Annotated in this window: 17 protein-coding genes and 5 tRNA genes; 9 read left to right on the top strand and 13 right to left on the bottom strand. The window is 39.3% G+C overall.

Annotation, left to right across the window (positions count from 1 at the left end; all coding sequences use genetic code 11):
- Positions 1 to 254: 254 nt before the first annotated feature.
- On the top strand, positions 255 to 1,421 hold the full coding sequence (locus H4J59_RS03635) for an FAD-dependent oxidoreductase (protein WP_182236888.1): 1,167 nt from the start codon (positions 255 to 257) through the stop codon (positions 1,419 to 1,421).
- A gap of 376 nt (positions 1,422 to 1,797) precedes the next feature.
- Here the strand turns inward: H4J59_RS03635 and H4J59_RS03630 are convergent.
- From H4J59_RS03630 to lolB, 11 genes are all read right to left on the bottom strand, one after another.
- Positions 1,798 to 1,882: transfer RNA gene (locus H4J59_RS03630), tRNA-Leu, on the bottom strand.
- Between the two features lie 58 nt (positions 1,883 to 1,940).
- A tRNA-Gln gene (locus H4J59_RS03625) sits at positions 1,941 to 2,015 on the bottom strand.
- 62 nt (positions 2,016 to 2,077) lie between these two features.
- Positions 2,078 to 2,152, bottom strand: a tRNA-Gln gene (locus H4J59_RS03620).
- A gap of 51 nt (positions 2,153 to 2,203) precedes the next feature.
- Positions 2,204 to 2,288, bottom strand: a tRNA-Leu gene (locus H4J59_RS03615).
- A gap of 31 nt (positions 2,289 to 2,319) precedes the next feature.
- A tRNA-Met gene (locus H4J59_RS03610) sits at positions 2,320 to 2,396 on the bottom strand.
- 928 nt (positions 2,397 to 3,324) lie between these two features.
- Complete coding sequence (gene ychF / locus H4J59_RS03605; RefSeq protein WP_182138023.1) at positions 3,325 to 4,416, bottom strand: redox-regulated ATPase YchF; 1,092 nt, start codon at positions 4,414 to 4,416, stop codon at positions 3,325 to 3,327.
- 32 nt (positions 4,417 to 4,448) lie between these two features.
- Positions 4,449 to 5,033, bottom strand: coding sequence for an aminoacyl-tRNA hydrolase (pth, locus tag H4J59_RS03600; protein WP_182138024.1), 585 nt, complete (start codon positions 5,031 to 5,033; stop codon positions 4,449 to 4,451).
- Between the two features lie 128 nt (positions 5,034 to 5,161).
- Positions 5,162 to 5,779 (bottom strand): 50S ribosomal protein L25/general stress protein Ctc, encoded by a 618-nt coding sequence (locus H4J59_RS03595; protein ID WP_182236877.1) that lies wholly within the window; start codon positions 5,777 to 5,779, stop codon positions 5,162 to 5,164.
- Between the two features lie 291 nt (positions 5,780 to 6,070).
- Complete coding sequence (locus H4J59_RS03590; protein ID WP_182236887.1) at positions 6,071 to 7,018, bottom strand: ribose-phosphate pyrophosphokinase; 948 nt, start codon at positions 7,016 to 7,018, stop codon at positions 6,071 to 6,073.
- Between the two features lie 123 nt (positions 7,019 to 7,141).
- Entirely contained in the window at positions 7,142 to 8,002 is an 861-nt protein-coding gene (ispE, locus tag H4J59_RS03585) for a 4-(cytidine 5'-diphospho)-2-C-methyl-D-erythritol kinase (protein WP_310733156.1), read from the bottom strand.
- A 10-nt stretch (positions 8,003 to 8,012) separates the two neighbouring features.
- Complete coding sequence (lolB, locus tag H4J59_RS03580) at positions 8,013 to 8,627, bottom strand: lipoprotein insertase outer membrane protein LolB (RefSeq protein WP_182236875.1); 615 nt, start codon at positions 8,625 to 8,627, stop codon at positions 8,013 to 8,015.
- 265 nt (positions 8,628 to 8,892) lie between these two features.
- On the opposite strand from lolB, the gene hemA reads away from it, so the two are divergent.
- The 7 genes from hemA to kdsA all read left to right on the top strand — a co-directional run bounded on the left by hemA (position 8,893) and on the right by kdsA (position 16,088).
- Positions 8,893 to 10,161, top strand: a complete 1,269-nt coding sequence (gene hemA, locus H4J59_RS03575; RefSeq protein ID WP_182236873.1) for a glutamyl-tRNA reductase — start codon at positions 8,893 to 8,895, stop codon at positions 10,159 to 10,161.
- Positions 10,162 to 10,349: 188 nt separating this feature from the next.
- Positions 10,350 to 11,438, top strand: a complete 1,089-nt coding sequence (gene prfA / locus H4J59_RS03570; protein WP_182185068.1) for a peptide chain release factor 1 — start codon at positions 10,350 to 10,352, stop codon at positions 11,436 to 11,438.
- A gap of 50 nt (positions 11,439 to 11,488) precedes the next feature.
- Positions 11,489 to 12,328: a peptide chain release factor N(5)-glutamine methyltransferase gene (gene prmC / locus H4J59_RS03565; protein WP_182236883.1), complete on the top strand. Its 840-nt coding sequence runs from the start codon at positions 11,489 to 11,491 to the stop codon at positions 12,326 to 12,328.
- 41 nt (positions 12,329 to 12,369) lie between these two features.
- Positions 12,370 to 12,744, top strand: coding sequence for a SirB2 family protein (locus H4J59_RS03560; RefSeq protein WP_182236872.1), 375 nt, complete (start codon positions 12,370 to 12,372; stop codon positions 12,742 to 12,744).
- A gap of 313 nt (positions 12,745 to 13,057) precedes the next feature.
- Positions 13,058 to 13,858 carry a tetratricopeptide repeat protein gene (locus H4J59_RS03555; protein ID WP_182236870.1) on the top strand — a complete coding sequence of 267 codons (801 nt, stop codon included), beginning with the start codon at positions 13,058 to 13,060 and terminating at the stop codon, positions 13,856 to 13,858.
- Between the two features lie 87 nt (positions 13,859 to 13,945).
- Positions 13,946 to 15,208 (top strand): DUF819 domain-containing protein, encoded by a 1,263-nt coding sequence (locus tag H4J59_RS03550; RefSeq protein WP_182236868.1) that lies wholly within the window; start codon positions 13,946 to 13,948, stop codon positions 15,206 to 15,208.
- Between the two features lie 37 nt (positions 15,209 to 15,245).
- Positions 15,246 to 16,088: a 3-deoxy-8-phosphooctulonate synthase gene (gene kdsA, locus H4J59_RS03545; protein WP_182190299.1), complete on the top strand. Its 843-nt coding sequence runs from the start codon at positions 15,246 to 15,248 to the stop codon at positions 16,086 to 16,088.
- A gap of 222 nt (positions 16,089 to 16,310) precedes the next feature.
- Here the strand turns inward: kdsA and H4J59_RS03540 are convergent, their stop codons facing one another.
- The gene (locus tag H4J59_RS03540; protein WP_182236866.1) at positions 16,311 to 17,645 is read right to left on the bottom strand and encodes a dicarboxylate/amino acid:cation symporter; all 1,335 of its coding nucleotides are present in this window, start codon (positions 17,643 to 17,645) and stop codon (positions 16,311 to 16,313) included.
- Between the two features lie 464 nt (positions 17,646 to 18,109).
- Between H4J59_RS03540 and H4J59_RS03535 the strand changes: the two genes are divergently transcribed.
- Positions 18,110 to 20,665: a hypothetical protein gene (locus H4J59_RS03535; RefSeq protein WP_182236864.1), complete on the top strand. Its 2,556-nt coding sequence runs from the start codon at positions 18,110 to 18,112 to the stop codon at positions 20,663 to 20,665.
- 109 nt (positions 20,666 to 20,774) lie between these two features.
- Here the strand turns inward: H4J59_RS03535 and H4J59_RS03530 are convergent, their stop codons facing one another.
- Positions 20,775 to 21,881, bottom strand: coding sequence for an arginase family protein (locus H4J59_RS03530; RefSeq protein WP_182236862.1), 1,107 nt, complete (start codon positions 21,879 to 21,881; stop codon positions 20,775 to 20,777).
- Positions 21,882 to 21,981: the final 100 nt, after the last annotated feature.

The following is a 21,981-nucleotide window of genomic DNA, read 5'->3' as shown; positions in this document are numbered from 1 at the left end:
ATGAGGATATAGTGGATAAGTGTTCTATTGCATGGAACAACTTCATAGCGGATACAGAACGGGTCTTATCTCTATGCAGAAGGGACTGGGCAAAGTTGAACAGTTAATTATCGGAATTGGTATTACGAACACAAGCTGAAACAATTAGAAAATGAGTGATATATGGATTGTTGCATCATCTAGCACATAAACATCGAATTAAGATATCAGGTTGGGTAGAATAACCTAACGTTCATAAAGTTGTAAAAATCATGATGAATCAGTTTGATTGTGTTGTTGTTGGTGGTGGCATGGTAGGTGCGGCAAGTGCTTTATCACTGGCTGAGTTAGGATTAAGTGTAGCCATTATTGAAAAAAGTGTGCCAGAAAATTTTTCTCCCGAACAAGCCTTTGACTTGAGGGTTTCAGCGATTTCCTTAGCATCAGAGCAATTGTTAAAACAATTAAGTGCTTGGCAGCAGTTGCAAGAGTGGCGAGTTTGCCCCTATAAGCGCCTTGGCGTATGGGAGATTGAGCGCAGCTACACCGAGTTTAATGCCAAAGATATCGAACAAACGCATTTAGGTCATATTGTTGAAAATAGGTTGATACAACTTTCTTTATGGCAACAAATGCAGCAACACAGCAATATTACTTTATTGTGTCCTGAAACCTTAATTAAACTTGAGCAAAGCCCAACAGACGTTGAGTTAACTTTATCGTCAGGCACTATAAAAGCTAAAGTAGTTATTGGTGCCGATGGTCCGAATTCTTATGTCCGTAAACTAGTGAATATTGGCACCACAGGTTGGGACTATGCCCAATCAGCTCTGTTAATCAATGTCGAGACAGAAAAGCCACAACAAGATATAACTTGGCAACAGTTTTTTCAAACAGGCCCCATTGCCATGCTCCCTATGTCAGGGAATTGTGCTTCATTGGTTTGGTATCATAATAAAGATGAAATAAAGCGCTTATCAGCATTATCCCATGACAATCTAGCACAAGAAATAATGCAGCACTTTCCAAGCTGTTTAGGAAAAATAGCCATTACTAATAAAGCGTCGTTTCCCTTAACACGGCGACATGCGAATCAATACCAGAAAGGCCGAGTACTGTTAATAGGCGACGCGGCACACACGATTAATCCTATGGCAGGACAAGGAGTTAATTTAGGCTTTAAAGATGTTAAAGCCTTGCAGCATGTTATTGCAAAAGCTATCGGTAATGGCGAGTTATGGCATCAACCAGAAATTTTATCGCGTTATCAACAAAAAAGAAGAACGGATAATTTATTAATGATGACGACGATGGATGCATTATATTTGTCATTTGGCCATGTATCACCTTTAGTCAAGCTTGCCCGAAATGCTGGCTTAATGATGGTAAATAAAGTGCCAAACTTGAAAAATAAAGCCTTAGCTTATGCGTGTGGTGTATAGCGTTAATTTAATATCTTATAGCCGTTTGATTAGTTATCTGCTCTACTTTATTCGCAGGGGAAACGGGCAAAGACAGGGCGTTTATTTTAATAATGCCTTGTTCAGGGTAATAGGCGCCTGCAAGGTCTAGTAAACGCATCCATGCAGCGATAGTGATTAACTAAATAACATAGCAGTATGTTTTGAATCAGGAGAAATGATCAGAATAGTAGCAAGCGTATTTATTTTGAAAGGGATCGAGAGTAAAAATCAGCTTAGATTAAAAGTTAAAGTGTATTTTTTATGGGGAATAATAGCTAGTATCTAGGAGATGTATAAGAGAAGTTTAATTATGATAACTATATAGAAGTACAGGAAGAAAATTTATATCTAGAATTGGTGCGGAAGGAGAGACTCGAACTCTCACATCTTGCGATACTGGAACCTAAATCCAGCGCGTCTACCAATTCCGCCACTCCCGCATATTCAGGTAGTAATCTCAATAAATTGAAATCATAAAACAATTAACATAAAAGAAAGTGGCTGGGGTATGAGGATTTGAACCTCAGAATGACGGGATCAAAACCCGCTGCCTTACCGCTTGGCTATACCCCAACTGGATACTTTTAGATTAAAGTGAGAAACATTGATAAACTTTCAGATAACGTAAAAGAAAGTGGCTGGGGTATGAGGATTTGAACCTCAGAATGACGGGATCAAAACCCGCTGCCTTACCGCTTGGCTATACCCCAACAATGTTACTTACTTTCTAACAAATACCATGATGATACTTGTTAATAGAATGGTACGGGTCAAGAGACTTGAACTCTCACATCTTTCGATACTGGAACCTAAATCCAGCGCGTCTACCAATTCCGCCAAACCCGCATTTCTTCTATTTCTTACTAAGAGTGGAAAGTGGTGGCTACACCGGGATTTGAACCTGGGACCCCATCATTATGAGTGATGTGCTCTAACCAGCTGAGCTATGTAGCCTTTCCATCTCGCCTCTCAGCAAGTGGCGCGTATTATGCAAATCTGATCGCCTTACGTCAACCGTTTTTTATCAAAAAATAAGACTTTTTTCTTGTTTGGCTAATCGCTGTGCAATTTGTCGGATATCTGCACAGAAATAGCCCCAAAAGACAAAGCTAATAGTAAGATAGTTTAATGAGTTTACTTATCATGACTATTTAATAACTTCCTTGCTAGCTTTTACTACGCAATTTTTTTAATGATCACTAAACTTTTGCTAAACGTTTTATGTTTTATTGTCCTTTTGAGTGACAAAGTCTTTTTTAAAACCAAATTTTTTATTTCGTTGCTAGATTTCAGTAAGTCGAAAAAGAGTTATACCGGTTTTATTAAGTTTATGATCTTGTTGCGCGCAGTGAAAACTCCTCAAGATAGATGTTTATGGTTCCAGACTAAAGATTAAAGACTAAAGTTTAAAGGTAAGTACCGACATTTACATAGGCGAAATACTGCTTGATAATTATCTCGCCGTTCTTAGCCGTTCTCAGCTATCTATGGCTCCACGGCATGAGTGCATTCATGTAAGTCGCGGTTTCTAGCTATATAGGTAATTGTGCCTTAATCCGATGTTCTAGCTTAGCGCTGCAACTCAGCCTTGAAGTGGAGCGGCTATCTAATACCCAGTTGATTAATTAGCTGTTCATTTTTAATGGTGAAAATGAAAAACTACCCTGTTATACAATTTTCTGTATGAACAAGTAGTCCACTTAATTAAATGGGTATAACTGAATTACCTTTTAATTGTATTGTAATGTTTGAGGATGGTGACAAACGCTTTACTTAAATGCACAGAGCTAGCGTTAACGTTAAACAGATCAAGTGCTAGGTATGGGAGAAAAAAAGAGAGCCTAAGCTCTCTTTTTTTGGTCAATTAAACTTTAATTAAAAATTAAACATTAAATCTGAAATGCACCACGTCGCCATCTTTAACGCGATACTCTTTACCTTCTAAGCGCCACTTACCCGCTTCTTTCGCACCAGACTCACCGTTAAACTCGATAAAATCATCATAGGCAACTACTTCAGCGCGAATAAAGCCTTTTTCAAAATCAGTGTGAATAACACCGGCCGCTTGTGGTGCGGTAGCATCTTGCTTCACTGTCCAAGCTCTTACTTCTTTTACACCAGCAGTAAAATAGGTTTGCAAGTGAAGTAAAGAATAACCCGCATTGATAACACGATTTAGGCCAGGCTCTTCTAAGCCCATTTCAGCCATAAATTCAATACGGTCTTCATCATCCATTTCAGATAATTCGCTTTCAATTTCAGCACAAACTGCTACCACTATGGCACCTTCGGAATCAGCAATTTTCTGCACTTGGTCAAGGTAAGGGTTATTTTCAAAACCATCATCATTAACATTGGCGATATACATAGTTGGCTTGATGGTTAAAAAGTTTAAATAAGCAACGGCAGCTTTTTCTTCTTTAGTTAATACTAAAGAACGGATCATTTCACCATCTTCAACATGCTTTAGTATTTTTTCCAAAACGGGCATTTCAAATTTAGCCTCTTGATCGCCACCTTTGGCTTTCTTAGCTAAACGAAAAATAGCGCGCTCTGCGGTGTCCATATCAGATAAGGCTAATTCAGTATTGATCACTTCAATATCATCAATTGGACTAACTTTATTAGCAACGTGAATAATATTGTCATTGTCAAAACAACGAACAACATGGCCAATGGCATCAGTTTCACGAATATTAGCTAAAAACTTGTTACCTAAACCTTCACCTTTTGAAGCGCCAGCCACTAAGCCTGCAATATCAACAAATTCCATGGTGGTTGCTAACACACGCTCTGGCTTAACTATTTTTGTTAATGCGTCTAAGCGTGGGTCGGGTACAGGCACAACACCCGTATTAGGCTCGATTGTACAAAAAGGGAAGTTTGCTGCCTCAATACCTGCTTTAGTTAACGCATTGAAAAGCGTTGATTTACCTACGTTGGGCAAGCCAACAATACCACATTTAAATCCCATGATGTTTACCTATTATGTTGACGCAATAATCTTTATTGCGCTTTAAAAGAATGTAGACGATTTTGTGCTTTTTTAATGTCGTCTGTTTGCCAAATTTCAAAACAGCGCGCAGCTTCGTCTATCGCTTGGTCAATTAAATTTTGTTCATTGGCCGGTGCTTTGCCAAGCACATGCCCAGTAACGCGTTCGCGATGACCTGGATGATCAATACCAATGCGTAACCGATAAAATTCTTTGTTATTAGCCAAACATGAAATAATATCACGTAAGCCGTTGTGGCCACCGTGGCCGCCACCTTGTTTGATTTTACAAACGCCAGGTAACATATCTAGCTCATCGTGAGCAACAAGAATGCTTTCAACAGGAATACGAAAAAAATTGGCTAAAGGTGCTACGGCTTTACCACTACAATTCATAAAAGTAGTAGGAATGAGAAGATGAACTAATTGCCCTGCAATTAACCCCTTACCGTATAGGCCAGCGTATTTTTTTTCTGGCTTTAGTGAAATGTTGTTACGTGCAGCAAGCTCTTGAACGAACCAATCACCAGCATTATGACGGGTTTTACTGTATTCGGAACCTGGATTTCCTAAGCCGACTACTAATTGAATCGCCATCTAATTATTTACTCTTGTTATTAAACTTAAGGTCAATAAATTCAAGTGCATTTAAAACTAAAAAGCTTAAAGGGCATGTTATAAAAACATCTCCCTTTAAGCTTGTTCATCATGAGTAAAGTTAACTATTACTCAGCTGCAGCATCTTCAGCTGCTTCGCTGTCAGCATTTGGAACTTTAGGAGCGTTCACAGTAACAACGGCTTGATCATGGCTTTCGCCTTTAACTAATTCGTCAGATGTAACGCCTTTAGGCAAAGTAACATTTGATAAATGTATTGTTTCACCAACAGCTAAATTAGCAACATCAATTTCAATAAACTCAGGAATGTTAGCAGGTAAACATGTAATTGCTATTTCATTCATTAGATGAGCAATCTTGCCACCTAGTTTTTCTGCTGCTTCTTCATTAAGGAAATGAATTGGAGCATTAACTTGCACAACATGCGTTGCATCGATACGTAAAAAATCTAAATGCATGACAAGTTGTTTAAACGGGTGACGTTGCATGTCTTTTAAAAGACACTCAACAGGCTTGCCGTCAACGTTGATAGTTAAAACGTGAGAGTAGAATGCTTCTTCTTGTTGGGCACGAAAAACATTTTTGTGCGCTAACGTTAAAGAAACAGGCTCTTGGCCTTCACCGTATAAAATTGCTGGAACTTTGCTCGCGTGACGTAGGCGGCGGCTCGCACCTTTCCCTAAATCTGTACGTACTTCAGCATCCAATGTAAATAAATCAGTCATGGGTTATATCCATTATTTAATAATTAAAGGTCGTTGCTTTTTGCGACCAAAAGCAACCTGTTCCTTTTTTTAAGGTTAATTAGCGATTAACTAGTACTTCACTCTTAGTGAAACACTATCCAAGCGTAATTAGCTAAAAAAGGCGCAGCATGATAACACTCTGATGAATCGAAATCCATTACTTATGTTACTTTTAAAGGCAAGGCTATTATGAGTCAGGGCTTTGGATTTATAACAATAAAAAAAAGCACCTAAGGGTGCTTTTTTTGAATGATATTTGTTAATTAACGCTTAAGCATCAAACATCGCAGAAATAGATTCTTCGTTGCATACTCGACGAATAGCTTCTGACAACATGCCGCTTAAGGTAAGTTGACGAACTTTACCTAGCGCTTTAATTTCATCTGACAGTGGAATTGAGTCAGTAACAACAACTTCATCAATCACTGAATTTTTTATATTCTCAGCGGCATTACCAGAAAATACGGGATGAGTTGCATAAGCAAATACGCGTTTAGCACCGTGTTCTTTTAATGCTTCAGCCGCTTTTGCCAATGTACCACCAGTATCAATCATATCATCAACGATAAAACAGTCACGACCTTTAACATCACCAATAATGTGCATTACTTGCGCAATGTTTGCTTTAGGACGACGTTTATCGATAATGGCAAGATCTGCATCATCTAATAATTTAGCCACGGCACGTGCACGAACAACACCGCCAATGTCAGGTGAAACTACCACTGGATTTTCAATGTTACGCGCTAACATATCTTCTAATAAGATAGGCGTACCAAAAACGTTATCCACTGGCACATCAAAGAAGCCTTGAATTTGTTCTGCGTGTAAATCAACCGTTAAAACACGGTCAACGCCCACACTTGATAAGAAGTCAGCAACAACTTTTGCGGTAATGGGGACACGAGCACTGCGAACGCGACGGTCTTGACGAGCATAACCAAAGTAAGGCATAACAGCGGTAATACGTCCAGCTGATGCACGACGTAGCGCATCAATCATCACGATTAGTTCCATTAAGTTATCGTTGGTAGGGGCACATGTTGATTGAATAATAAAAACATCCGCACCACGTACGTTTTCGGTAATTTCAACACTAATTTCACCATCACTAAAACTGCCAATCTTGGCTTCGCCTAAGGTGATGTATAAGCGGTTAGCGATTTGTTTGGCCAGTTCAGGGGTGGCATTACCCGCAAAGATCTTCATGTCAGGCACGGTGAGTTCCTTAGAAACTTTTGACATTTAAATTACGATACTGAATAAAACGGTGAGTTAAATATCAGCAAATTATTTTATTTTTGCCAGTTTTAATGGCATTTATATTAATTTTATCCGAACTTAATTGTCGTTTACTGCCGCAATTGCAGCATGTAAGGGCGATTGATTTAGTCCTTCGGCTACGAATGATTCTATACCGTTTGGCAGTAAAGATTGCACATAGCACGCGTCTTGTTTGGAGCTAAAACGTGAAAAAATACACGCACCAGTTCCAGTCATCTGGGACGGCGCGTATTCTATCAACCAAGCCAGTAGTTTGGCAACCTCGGGGTGGTTTTTTATTACCCAAGTTTGACAATCATTGTGATAATTTTCTATATCATCATCGCTGTAACGTATAGTGGGCGTATCTCGAGTTAAATCTTTCGCGGTAAAAACACTGGCAGTAGAAATGCTGCAATCGGGTTTAGAAACTAAATACCAATAAGTTTTTGGTGTAGCGGGGGTCAGTTGTTCGCCAATGCCTTGGGCAAATGCGGCAAAACCATGAATGAAAATGGGTACGTCAGCACCCAAGGTTATGCCAAGCTCAGCAAGTTGTTCAATTGTCAGCTTTGTTTGCCAAAGTGCATTGAGTGCCAGTAGCACAGTCGCGGCATTTGATGAACCGCCGCCCAAGCCGCCGCCCATAGGTAATAGCTTTTCTAACTTAATCTCCACCCCTTGCTGACATTCGCTATAGTTTTGCAATAGTCGTGCAGCTTTGATGATTAAATTGTTGTCATTGTTTACGCCTGGAATCGGCGTCAGTAGCGTTATGGCTTTATCTGCTGTGATCCGCAAGGCGATAGTGTCGTGGTAATCTAGAAACTGAAAAACAGTTTCTAGTTGGTGATAACCGTTGTCCATTCTACCGACAATATGTAAAAATAAATTGAGCTTGGCCGGTGACTTAAATACAATAAAGGGCTGCTTATTCACGATAACCTCGTTAAAATTTCCATGAATGAATGACAATTTTTATCCGTAAATCGCCTTGAATAATCGTTAGCTGTTTAGCCAATTGAAATGGGCCAATGTGATGATATTTACTGTATTTTATCAACCAGTTTTTATTGTTATAATGACTGGTTAAAGACTGTGGTAGTTGAGTTTTCAGATGGTAATCTACCTTATCTGTAGGTAAAAAAGCTAACCCTTTCAGCCAATGGCTCATGGCACGCGTCGGTAAATCTAAACCGGTAAGTGTATAGATTAAATAGTCTAAATCTGCCGTATTATAAAGATTACCGTCAACTTCTAAAACAAAGTTATCTTGTTGTCGAGTAAGTGCTAATACCTGAATGCCAAATAAGGTCGATAAATTTAATGACTCGGTTTGATCAACAGCATTTTTTTTCCAGTGCAATGACGCACTTTGGCGCTTTTGACTATCGATAAAGGCTATTTTCCCCACTATGGTCCAGCTATTAAGTTGTGATACTTGTTGGTTGCGTGCGGCAATATCTTGGTTTTTTTGATTATTTTCTACGGGTATGTCGTTGATGCTAGAACAAGCACTTAATAGACTGATAAAAAACAGCGTAATGAGTCGTATATTATACATAGCGTTCCTGAGCTGAATAAATTAAATAAGCTTTGCTTCATCAAGAGAAACAACAAATAACGAAAACATATCACTGCATGCTTTCAATTTAAGGTGATTTTACGTAAAATTATCGCGATTTTTTATCTCAAATCATAGGTTTTTTTCAATATCTAACTGATAATTGCGCCGAATAGTCATTACAAGCGTATAATCAGCCGTAGATAATAGTCATCCGCCGCAGACACTGCCGGCCATTAACATTTTTTGGACTCAATATATTCATATGTCGATAGTTGCATTAGGTATCAATCATAAAACCGCTCCAGTGGCCATTAGGGAAAAAATATCATTTAACCCTGATAACTTGAGTTCGGCTTTGCAGGAACTGATCCATTCAGTAGATTGTAAAGAAGCCGCGATTTTATCTACCTGTAATCGAACCGAGCTTTATATCGTTCAAGAAGGTGATATTACCTTAACCCAAGAGCGTTTAGTACGTTGGTTAGTACAACACCACAATGTTCCTGCGTCTACCATAACGCCAAGTTTATATTGGCATCAAGATCAACAAGCGGTTAATCATATGATGCGTGTTGCTTGTGGTTTAGATTCTTTGGTACTGGGTGAGCCACAAATATTAGGGCAAATGAAACAAGCCTATAAACAAGCTAAAGCGGCCGGTTCAATGGCGTTAGTGATGGACCGACTTTTTCAACGTACTTTTGGTGTCGCTAAACAAGTGAGAACCGATACCGAAATAGGGGCAAGTGCGGTTTCTGTTGCTTTTGCTGCAGTTAACTTAGCAAAACATATTTTTGCCAGTTTAGATAAAACCCGGGTTCTGCTAGTGGGGGCTGGGGAAACTATTGAATTAGTGGCTAAACACTTATACGAAAATAATGTTGGCCATATTACGGTGGCAAACCGCACCTTAAGTCGCGCTGAAAACATGGCAAAAAAATTTGGTGCCGATGTTATAACGCTCGCACAAATTCCAGAAATGATGTCTAGTGCTGATATTGTCATCAGTTCAACCGGTAGTACTTTACCCATTATAGGTAAAGGTATGGTGGAAAAGGCTTTAATGAAAAGAAAGCATCGGCCAATGTTTATGGTCGATTTAGCTGTTCCTCGTGATATTGAAGAGCAGGTTTCAGATCTTGAAGACGTATTTCTCTACACCGTTGATGACTTACAAAATATCATTGCAAAAAATTTAAATAATCGCCGCAAAGAAGCAGTATTAGCCGAAGGTATTGTTACTGAACAGTCATCTGTTTTTATGTCATGGTTACGTGGTTTAAATACCCAAGATACGGTAATTTCATATCGTAAACAGTGTTTAGAAAATCGTGATCAATTGCTTGAAAAAGCCATGCAACAACTAGCGACAAACAAAAAACCTGAAGCGGTAATTGCTGAGCTTGCAACTAAGCTAACCAATAAATTTATGCATGCACCCACCAGTGCTATTCAATCGGCCGCACAAGGTGGAGAGTTAGACCGGCTTATTTACTTACGCGATATTTTTGATATTGACCATCAAGATTAGCCACTGGGTTTACCTCGTCTTTAATTTAAGCGGGCAATAATTTACCTTTCGCTATCTTCACAGCCGTTGAAACTCTGAGCTAAGCTCTTTATACTGCTCGCTTGCATACCTATTTAGTACAAATTACCTGCATAGTCGAATATAATGCGCGGGTAATTCATCAATCATTGACTATATAAGATCATTTAATGAATAAATCTGTTTACCAAAAACTTGAGATACTTGTCGAACGCTTTGAAGAAGTACAAGCGTTATTGTCTGATCCTGAAACTATTTCTAATCAAGAAAAGTTTCAGGCATTATCAAAAGAATTTTCACAATTAGAAGTTGTAACCTCAGCCTTTCATCGCTTTCAAGATGCCGAGAATGATTTTGCCGCGGCAGAAGAAATGCTTAAAGATGAAGACCCTGATATGCGTGAAATGGCGCAAGAAGAGTTTAAGTCGGCGAAGAAATTGGTAGAAAAAATGACCGAGGAATTGCAAGTTTTATTATTGCCTCGTGATCCAAAAGACGACAATAACTGTTTTGTTGAAATTCGTGCTGGAGCTGGCGGTGATGAAGCCGCTATTTTTGCCGGTGACTTATTTCGTATGTACAGCCGTTATGCTGAAAAGCAAGGTTGGAAAATCGAATTGATGAACTCCAACGAAAGTGAGCAGGGCGGTTATAAAGAAATTATTGTTAAAGTTAACGGTGTTGGTGTTTACGGTCAGATGAAGTATGAGTCTGGCGGTCACAGAGTGCAACGTGTGCCTGAAACTGAATCACAAGGGCGTGTGCATACTTCTGCTTGTACTGTGGTTGTGATGCCAGAAATTCCAGAGTCACAAGCCATTGAAATTAATAAAGCTGACTTAAAAGTAGATACTTTTCGTGCCTCTGGTGCGGGTGGACAACACGTCAACAAAACCGATTCAGCTATTCGTATTACCCATATTCCAAGTGGCGTGGCGGTTGAATGTCAAGATCAGCGCTCGCAGCACAAAAACCGTGCCCAAGCGATGTCAGTATTACAAGCTCGCTTACAACAAATAGAAGATGAAAAACGCCGAAGTGCAGAAGAGTCTTCTCGTCGTAACTTAGTGGCCAGTGGTGATCGTTCTGAACGAATTCGTACTTATAACTTCCCACAGGGGCGTATGAGTGATCATCGGATCAACCTGACACTTTATCGTTTAAACGAAATCATGGAAGGTAATTTACACTTAGTACTTGAGCCCATTATGCAAGAAAGTCAGGCTGATTTATTAGCAGAGCTTGCCGAGCAACATTAGTGAGTGCATCAGTTGTAGCGCAAAGGTTGTCGGTTGAAAACTTATCATCGATGACTTTGGCTAAATTAACCGCCTTTGGGCAACAACTTTTGTTGCCTCACTCAGATAGCAGCAAATTAGATACTGAAATACTCATTTGCTTTGTTATTGAAAAGCCAAGAAGTTTTTTATTAACTTGGCCAGAGCATCAGTTATCTACCAGCCAAGCAAAACAATTTGCTGAACTCATGTTGCGCAGAGTTCAGGGCGAACCTATCGCCTATATTGTTGAACTACGTGAGTTTTGGTCATTACCACTGCAAGTGTCACCGGCGACTTTAATTCCGCGTCCAGATACTGAAGTGCTAGTTGAATTGGTGTTAACTCATCATCAAGCAGCAGCACTAAGTTGTTTAGATTTAGGCACAGGTACGGGGGCTATTGCCTTAGCTTTAGCTTCAGAGCGACCTCAATGGCAAATAGAGGCGGTAGATTATAGCGATGAAGCCGTTGTGCTCGCCAAGATCAACGCCGACAACTTAGCGCTAACACAAGTTAATATTTATCAAAGTGATTGGTTTAATCAGGTAGCTGATGATAAGCGCTTTGACATTATCGTCAGCAATCCTCCGTATATTGATGAACATGATTATCACCTTAATGAAGGAGATGTCAGGTATGAGCCTAAAACCGCATTAGTTGCGGCGGATAATGGCTTAGCAGATATTAAAGTTATTGCTCACCACGCACTTAACTTTTTAAAACCGGGTGGCTTTTTGTATATTGAACATGGTTTTGAACAAAGCAAAATGGTACAAAAAATTCTAGCGGATTTAGCTTATAGCGAAATCCAAACAATAAAAGATTACAGTCACAATGATCGAGTTACTTGGGCTTGTTACTCTCCATAAAGCACAAAACTAAAAAATAAACTTAACTTAACGGAGTTATCATGCTTAAAAATTTACATATGACCATTGCGATGATCAGTGTTTTACTTTTTACTTTTCGTTTTGCCTTAACCTTAGCTAATTCAAATAAATTAACCTTGAAATGGTTGAAAATTGCCCCACATATTATCGATACCTTATTACTGGGTCTTGGGGTCGCGTTATCGATTCAGCTAGCGATAAATCCAGTAGAACAACTCTGGTTTGCCGAAAAACTGTTTGCCGTGTTGGCTTATATTTTTACCGGTTACTACACCCTGAAATTGGCGCGAAATCGTGCCATGCAAATTATTGGTTTTTTGGGCGCAATAGGCTGGATAATGCTAATTGTTCGTCTCGCCATAAGCAAGGAATCCGTATTTTTAGCTAGCTTATAAGCGGCTAAAATCATGACCAAATCCATTAAGTTAGTGACCAATCAGAGCTTGTTAGCTGTTTGAGAAAAAATTTAACTTTTTTGCATATAGTTATTCTATATGAAGGTAATCATAGGAAGTTATAGGCGATTATCGAATCACTGGAAAACTCCCGAAGGGTGAGTGTAAAAGGCTGACAGTCTGCGTTATTGATTTTGAAAATGGAATAACCATTCTCTCCAAGCAATACCTTGTTTCTAAGTCTTTTAAATTCTGCTAAGTGGGAAGAAACTTATTGGCATTGGTATAAGTATTAAACACTAATAGAGTATGCATGAACGATTTATTGTTATCAGAAATTAAATCTGAAGAAAATGAACTATTACAAACTTTTTTATTAATAGAAGAGTTTATTTTTGGCAAAAAAACGGCTGTTCAAAGTGAACTGGATGATCTAGTGGGTTATTGCCAAGGTGAAACTGATGAGATCAAAGATCCCATTGAACGTGCTGAGGTATTGATTAATGCCTTATTTATTGATCAACTTTTTATTGATAAACAGCAGCAAAATTGGCCAGTAATGTCATATCAGGTGTCATCAGCGTTAACGCATAAACTGGTTTCACCTATCTTAAAATCTGTTCTTATTGCCTATGTAGCGAATGCTTGTGATTGTCAGACTGACATTGTTTTTGTACCAGAAAAAGCCATGTTAAGAATTATTTGTGATGACAGTTACGCCATTATTCTTGATCCCGTTACCGGTGAGTCGCTAAATTGGCACGAGCTTGATACTCGCATGAGTGAAATTTCAGGTGACCCATTTGAAGTCACGCTAGATATAATGAAACAAGAAAGCCTAGTGCTTGAACATATCACGAGTCTAAAAGCGGCTTTTATACGAGAACAGGCTTACGATAACGCACTCAAATGTGTGGATATGCTATTGGCACTGAATCCAAATGATCCCTTTGAACGTCGCGACCGTGGCTTTTTATTACATCAACTTGATTGTTTTAAAGTCGCCTATGATGATTACCAATACTTTGTTGAGCAATGCCCCAAAGATCCTGCGGCGCAGCTATTAAAGCTTCAGTTAGATAAAATTTCAATTGCAGATACCATATTGCATTAACAAAACTTACCGGTTAAAAAGTCGGCTTAAGCGTCATTTATAAGAATAATAACAATACCGTAACTTGAAAAATCATAAGGATAAGTAATGCAAGATTCAGTTGTGGCTAGCATGCCATTGATCACCAACGATGCAACAGTACTTGGAATTCTAGCGCTAATTTTAGGCTTTGTTTTTTATACCTCAAGCAGCAGTAACCCCGCTTGTCGCTCATTTTATAAGTATGTGCCCGCACTGTTAATGTGCTATTTGTTACCATCGCTTTTAAATACTTTTGGTATTGTGAGTGCTGAAGTCAGTCAAGTTGATGAAGTGGCAAAATATTATTTATTACCTGCTTGTTTAGTCTTATTGACGCTTAGTATCGACATTAAAGCTATTGCTGGCTTGGGTAGTAAAGCCATTATTATGTTTTTAACTGGTACTGTTGGCGTAATCATAGGTGGGCCACTAGCATTATTAATTGTTTCAGTGGTATGGCCTGAGTTAATCGGGGTTTCAGGCCCAGACGCGGTATGGCGAGGTATGGCAGCGCTGGCGGGAAGTTGGATTGGCGGCGGCGCAAATATGCTTGCCATGAAAGAAATTTACGGTGCTGATGGTAAAATATTTACCATCATGGTGACGGTAGATATTGTAGTTGCCAATATTTGGATGGCCATTTTGCTTTATATGGCGGCGAACCATAAGCGAATTGATGCAAAAAATGGTGCAGATACTTCAAGCATTGATCGATTGATTGAAAAAGTTGAAGCCGAAACCCAAGAAAATTCAAAACAACCTGAACTAAAAGATTACATGCTCATTTTAGCCATTGGCTTTGGTGCTGCCGGTTTGGCACATTTAGCGGCTGATTACTTAGTACCCTTTTTTCAAAATAGCTATCCTGAGTTGAAGAAATTTAGCTTACACAGTAAATTATTTTGGATCATCGTATTAGTGACCACTATCGGTTTAGCACTTTCCTTTACTAAGGTCAGAAAACTAGAGGCGGTAGGAGCCTCAAAGGTGGGTAGTAGTTTTCTTTACATTTTAGTTGCTACTATTGGTTTGCATATGGATATTACGCAAATTGTTGAAGCGCCTAAATATATGGTGATTGGCTTAATATGGATGGCCGTGCACATAGGCTTATTATTTGCAGTACGTAAGTACATTAAAGCACCGGTATTTTATTTAGCGGTGGGTAGTAAAGCTAATATTGGCGGCGCAGCATCGGCACCCGTTATTGCCTCGGCATTTCATCCGTCATTAGCACCTGTTGGAGTTTTGTTAGCTGTTTTTGGTTATGCATTAGGTACTTATATGGCATGGTTATGTGGCCAGTTGTTAAGAATTATTGGCAGCTAGAATCGCCGCTAATCTATAGATAAATATTGGAAATATTATGACAAAGCAATTAATTTCACTGGGCGATATTGATATCGCCAACGATAAACCTTTCGTATTATTTGGTGGTATGAATGTGCTGGAGTCGAGAGACTTAGCCATGACCATTGCCGAGCATTATGTTGAAGTAACCCAAAAACTCAATATTCCTTTTGTATTTAAGGCCTCATTTGATAAAGCTAACCGTTCGTCGGTTAGCGCATATCGTGGCCCTGGTTTGGACGAGGGCTTAAAGATTTTTCAAGAAATTAAGTCGACATTTAATGTCCCAATTATTACTGATGTACATGAACCTTACCAAGCTGGACCTGTTGCTGAAGTGGCTGATATTATTCAGTTACCTGCGTTTCTTGCTCGCCAAACTGATTTGGTGGTTGCCATGGCAAAAACCGGTGCGATTATTAATGTGAAAAAGCCACAATTTTTGGCTGCCCATGAAATGCGTCATATCATCAATAAGTTTGCTGAAGCCGGTAACGAAGACATTATTCTTTGTGAGCGTGGGAGTTGCTTTGGTTACAATAACTTAATTGTTGATATGTTAGCCATGGATGAGATGAAAAACTATGCGCCCGTTATGTTTGACGCCACGCATGCTTTGCAACGCCCAGGTGGTAGAGAAGACTCAGCTGATGGCCGACGTGCACAAGCGGCGCAATTAGCCCGTAGTGGTATGGCTATTGGTATTGCAGGCTTATTTATCGAGTCGCACCCTGATCCATTAAACGCAAAGTGCGATGGCCCTTGCGCGTTACCCTTAGATAAGCTTGAACCTTACTTAGCACAAATGAAAGCGTTAGACGAGTTAGTTAAAGGCTTTGAACCACTCATTACAGGGTAGATACTTCAACTTAGATATATGGCTTAGCTTGTATGGTTTATATAGTGGCGCTAGGTTAATTAGGTGTTGTTGAGCTGACTAAGTTAGTAGCAATTGCCAGTAGTAACTTTTAGGCACTACTTTTAGTCACAACAACACATTGTTTACTAAAAATATTTACTATAAATAAAAAGGGCGCTATTAAGCGCCCTTTTTTTATATGAGTAGTGCCATGATTAAAGGTTATTTTAAGTGGTGAAAGTCAATGTCTTCGATATTTTTACCCGCTTTAGGGTCGTTAAACACCGCTTCATCAAATTGATCTTCAGACTTACCGACAATAATCGTTACCATACTATCACCCGTCACGTTAACCGCGGTACGTGTCATATCTAGTAAGCGGTCTACACCAATAATTAGCGCAATGCCTTCAACAGGTAAACCGACTTGCTCTAGCACCATAGCTAACATGATTAAGCCAACACCGGGAACTCCCGCCGTGCCAATTGATGCTAATGTCGCTGTTAATATCACCATTAAGTAATCAGTAAGCGTTAAGTCTTGGCTAAATACTTGTGCAATAAATACCGTAGCAACACCTTGCATAATTGCCGTACCGTCCATATTAATGGTGGCACCTAATGGCACAGTAAATGAAGCAATAGAGTTCTTAACACCCATTTTTTTTGTTGTTGTCTCTAAGGTAATGGGTAAAGTTGCATTACTGCTTGAGGTTGAAAATGCAAAAATAGCGGTATCACGCATTTTCTTTAAAAAGATTAATGGATTTAAGCCAGTAAATAACTTAAGTAAAACAGGATAAGTGACAAAGGCATGCAGTAATAAGGCAAAAAGCACCACAAAGAAATACTCTAACAAATTGCCAAAGGTACTTAACGACACGTCAGTAAATAAGCCGGCTAATAAACAAAATACACCATAGGGCGCAATGTTCATCAAGATAGTAACAAGGCGCATAACCACCACACTCATATCTTCAAAAAGTGCAGCAACACGCTCGCCCGGTTTGCCAGAAAGGGCAATGGCGATACCAAATAATAAAGCAAAAATAATAACTTGCAGCATGTTGCCCTGAGCAAATGAGGCAAATGGATTACTTGGGAACATTTGAATAAGGGTTTGCGCAAGTGAAGGGGCTTCTCGACTGGTAAAGGTTGTACCTGCCGTCATATTTACGCCTTCACCAGGGCTAACAAGTAAAGCTAAACCCATAGCAAAGCTAATAGCAATAGCCGTTGTGAGTAAGTATAAGCCTATAGATTTACCACCGATGCGACCTAGCTTAGTGGTATCTTTTAGTGAGCAGGTACCGCAAATTAACGACACGAACACTAAAGGTACGACCAACATTTGTAAACTAGAAATAAATACTTGGCCAATAACTTCAAAAACACCATCAACTAAAAAGCCGCGGACTGAAAAATCAAAGAGGTATAGAGGAATAACAAAATCAGAGCCATCAGGCATCAACCATTGTAAAATTGTGCCAGTGAGGATACCCGCAATCATACCGGTAACAATTCGAGCAGTTAAACTTGCTTGCTTTTTTTCAGCCATATTTTTCATATTTTATTGAGCGATGCCTTATTATGTTGTTGCGACGAACATAAATCAAATTATTAAAGTGTTGGGCTGTTGATTTTACGAGATTATTTTTATTGCTGGTTTTTTTGCTCCTTAATTAAGCTAGGTAGGTAAAAGGTAATGATTGGCGTTAATATGCGATGCGACGAGATTAACGACAAAAAAATATTTTAATGGTGCGTATGTTAAGTTGCTTAAATTTTATTACTGTATCCACTTTGCTTGAAAAATTACATAATTACATAATTACATAGCTACTTGTCTCAATAAAAAATAGCGTTTCGTTTGATTTAATTGGCGTAAATTTAATAAATAATCCCCTGAAAACCACCCGTTCTAGATAAATTATATTTTTATGTGAATCATTGACTTTTTTTGTAATAATACCGTTATTATATAAGTAAATTAATAACAAAAATTATAGGGAATTTCTTTTTATGGCGCTATTTCAACGTTTTAGTTTAATTTTAATGTTTGCAATATTAGTTGGTTGCGGAGGTAGTGCTGGTGGGTTTGACGAAACCTCAGATGGCAGCGATGGTAGTACACCAGACGCTATAACTATTACTTTAGCTATCTCAGATACTACGGTTACTGGCGCTGAGCCGGTAACCATAACCGCGACCGTGATGCAAAGCGGTTCGCCAGTTACCAATAGAGCTGTTACTTTTAGTACTGGATTAGGTTCATTTTCTCCGGCTTCTGGTACCGCATTAACGAACTATAGCGGTGTTGCAATCATTACTCTCACTGCCGGCAGTGTTCGTGGCGCCTCAGAGATATCAGCTACGCTCTCATCTGATGAAACTTCGACAATCCCATTAGGGTTTACCACTCAAGGTGATGATATCGGTGTTGTTGGTGATATCATCATAAATGTCAGTTTAATTGACGTTCAAGGCAACGCTACAAGCACAATTACCGCATCTAAACCTGGTCGAGTTATTGCAACAGTCAGCGGCATAAGCTCACCGTTAATTGTTAACTTTGTTGCTACCGTTGGTAATATCCCTATTGCGTCTGCGATTACCGATGACAATAATCAAGCGATTGTGGATATATTTGCTGGTGATGCTTTAGGAGCAGGTGATGTTACAGCATCTATTTCTACTGGTGAGTCTGGCAACGTTATTTTTGTAGTAGGTTCTTCAACCGTTACTATGGGAAGTGGTACGCCATTTGTTGAAGGTCTAGCCGAAATAAGTTTATTGCAAATTTCAGCCGGGGGGACCAGTGTTGTCTCTGTATCTGTTATTGATGACCAAGGCAATTTATTTACCGAGCCAGTAGATGTTAATTTTTCCTCAGCTTGTGTTACACAATCATTGGCCACAATGAGTAGCCCTATTACAACCGCAAATGGTCTTGCGACAAGTACTTATTTAGCTAAAGGTTGTACAGGTGATGATCCTATTAATGTTACTGCCAATGCTGGTGGTATCAACTTATCTGCTTCAACTTCTATTAATGTGTTTGCAGCTGACATTGGTAGTATTGAGTTTGTATCAGCGACTCCTGAAAATATTGGTATAACAGGAGCGGGTATTGTAAGTGGTTCAGAAAGCTCGACCGTCATTTTTAAAGTTAAAGATACTGATGGTAATCCATATAATAATCGTATTGTAAATTTTGCTCTTAATACTGATGTTGGAGGCATTTTACTAAGTCAAGAGCAAGCAACAACCAATGCTCAAGGGATTGTTCAAACTGTTGTTAACTCAGGCACCGTACCCACCACGATTCGCGTCATAGCATCGACAGAGGCATTAGATGGCACTATGGTGTTTACTCAATCAAGTCAGCTAGTTGTTTCTACAGGTTTACCTGATCAAGATAGCTTTAGTTTCGCTCGAGGTACAGCTAATCCTGAAGCTTGGAGCGTTGATGGCGTAGAAGTACCGGTTACTGTCCGCATGGCTGATGCATTCAATAATCCTGTCCCTGATGGCACCGCGGTAAACTTTACGACTGAAGGTGGTTCAGTTGGATCCTCATGTACAACAGTGAGTGGTGTATGTTCTGTTATGTGGACTAGTCAAAATCCTAGACCAGCAGGTAAAATATTAACCAGTAGTTTTTGTAGCGTTGCAGATGATAATAATTCAGCTGTTTTTTGTGCTCGTGGACCGTTAACAAATAATAAAAACTATCTTGGACAAGAGTTTGGTGGTCGAGCTACCGTTTTGGCAACAGCTATAGGTGAAGAGTCATTTCCAGATAAAAACGGTAATGGCCGTTTTGACGAAAGTGAGTATGTTTTATTCAAAGGGTTAAATGTAAGTGATTTACCTTATGATCTTAAAGAAGCTTTTGTTGATCATAATGAAGACAGCCTATATAACCCTGAAGAAAATAGCACGGAAGTTGGAGGTGAATTAGAAGAGTTTGTTGATTTTAATAATAACGGTACGTTTGATATTCAAGATAGTGTATATAACGGTGTGCTATGTGGTTTAAATGATGTTTCAAATCCAAATACTGAAGTAGTAAATCAATACTGTGCTAACCCAGATGATGAACCCGATCCGACTAAAAAAGCAGAAAAAATCTCTACGAATGTTCGTGGTTCGACTGTAATTATTATGTCAGGAAGTTCACCCTACATGACAGTGACAGCAACAAATGATGCGGTTACTGAAGATATTCAAGACCCGGATAACGCTGGCGAGACAATTCCAAACCCTAAGTTTGATGCAATTGATACAACACTTTATATCGCAGGCGAAAGCACAGGGACCGTGAGTATAATTATTGCTGATTTGCATAATCAACCTATGCCTGCAGGCACGACAGTTACGTTTGGTGCCACAGTAGGCTCTGTTGTAGGCACGAGTAGTTATACTTGGCCAGGCGATGCTAGCAATGGTGGTAGCGAATTTGGTGTTGCTATTAAAGGTGAGGCTGAAGCAACAAGTGGGCCGTTAGAAATAAATGTCACAACTCCTGGTGGTGTTACAACGGTGTTTAGCGGTATTAATATTGTTATTCAATAGAGATTAATCATCACCACTGACTAAAATTAAAAAACCGCTTAAAAAGCGGTTTTTATTTTCCTGATAAATCATATTAAGTAGATAATTTCTATCTAATCCAACGGCAAAGCTATTTATTCATCTCTTCAATCAAGAAAGCTGAAATCTCTGCACCTGCGGCCAGGGTTTTATCACGGCTGACGGCACCTAAACCTGTGCTGTCGGTGAAGGGGGCAATTTCCATCATGTCGGCGCCGGTAATTCGATACTGGGCGGCGATAGCGCGCAATATTTGCATTGACTCGTTGGGTGACAAGCCATCTGGCTCTGGTGTGCCTGTTGCTGCTGCATAGGTTTCATCGAGTGCGTCAATATCATAACTGACATAAATTTCATCGATATTATCGGCTTTTAATTGCTTGATTATTTTTTCAATAATCGCTTCCACGCCTTGCTCTTTAAGTTCATGTGCCCAATGTTGCTTAACGCCAAAAGTGCTTTCCCAATGTGCTTTAGGCTTGCCACTTGAGCGAATGCCGATTTGAATTAAATCACGACGTTCAGTTAAGTCGTCTAAGATGTGTGTGCACCACGAGCCAAAGCATAAGTCGATACCTAAACGTTCAACCAATAAATCGGTATGTGCGTCAAAGTGAATAATAGCCGCACGCACGCCTTGTTTTTTCTTCGCTTGTAAATAGGCTTTTGCTAATGGGTAACTAACAGAATGATCACCGCCAATACCAAATATACCTTTGTTAGGAAATTCGGCATAAAAGTCGTGTAATACATCTTCTGTGATTGATAATGGGCTAACAGGAAACTCGCTATTCTGATCTTGATAAAGCGCTTTTCGACAATTGGCAATGGTTGCTTCATTAAGGTATTTATCATGTAACAAATGCGGAATAACGCGCACGTCGCCTAAATCAAAGGCATTTAAATCAGGGTATTGTTCTAACAATGTTGAGCGAACAAATAAAGGTCCCCAGTTAGCACCACGTAAAATTCCGCCACCACAGTCTGAAGCAATGCCGAGAATAACCGCATTAGTCGACTGTGGCAGTTTTTCAAGACTTTGTTGCCATAGTGACTCTATATCGTTTGATTGGCCAAATAAGGCTTTATGCAAACGCTCCTTACGCTCTTTGGCTGTGTTGACGGTAAAAACCCCGTTTCCTGGTGGACATAAGCACTGGGTGATTTTATTTTTAAATGTTGACCATGAAGTTGTCATGTATATTCTCTTCCTATTAAAAGGTATTGAAATTCACTTAAATGAACGCAAACTACCTGGAGTGATTGTAAAAAATTGTTAATTCTGGCCATAAAGTGCA

This window comes from Colwellia sp. MB02u-10 (assembly GCF_014077185.1).
Lineage (GTDB): Bacteria > Pseudomonadota > Gammaproteobacteria > Enterobacterales > Alteromonadaceae > Cognaticolwellia.
Note: the sequence above shows the minus strand (reverse complement) of the source record. Positions and strands in the feature narration are given on the sequence as shown.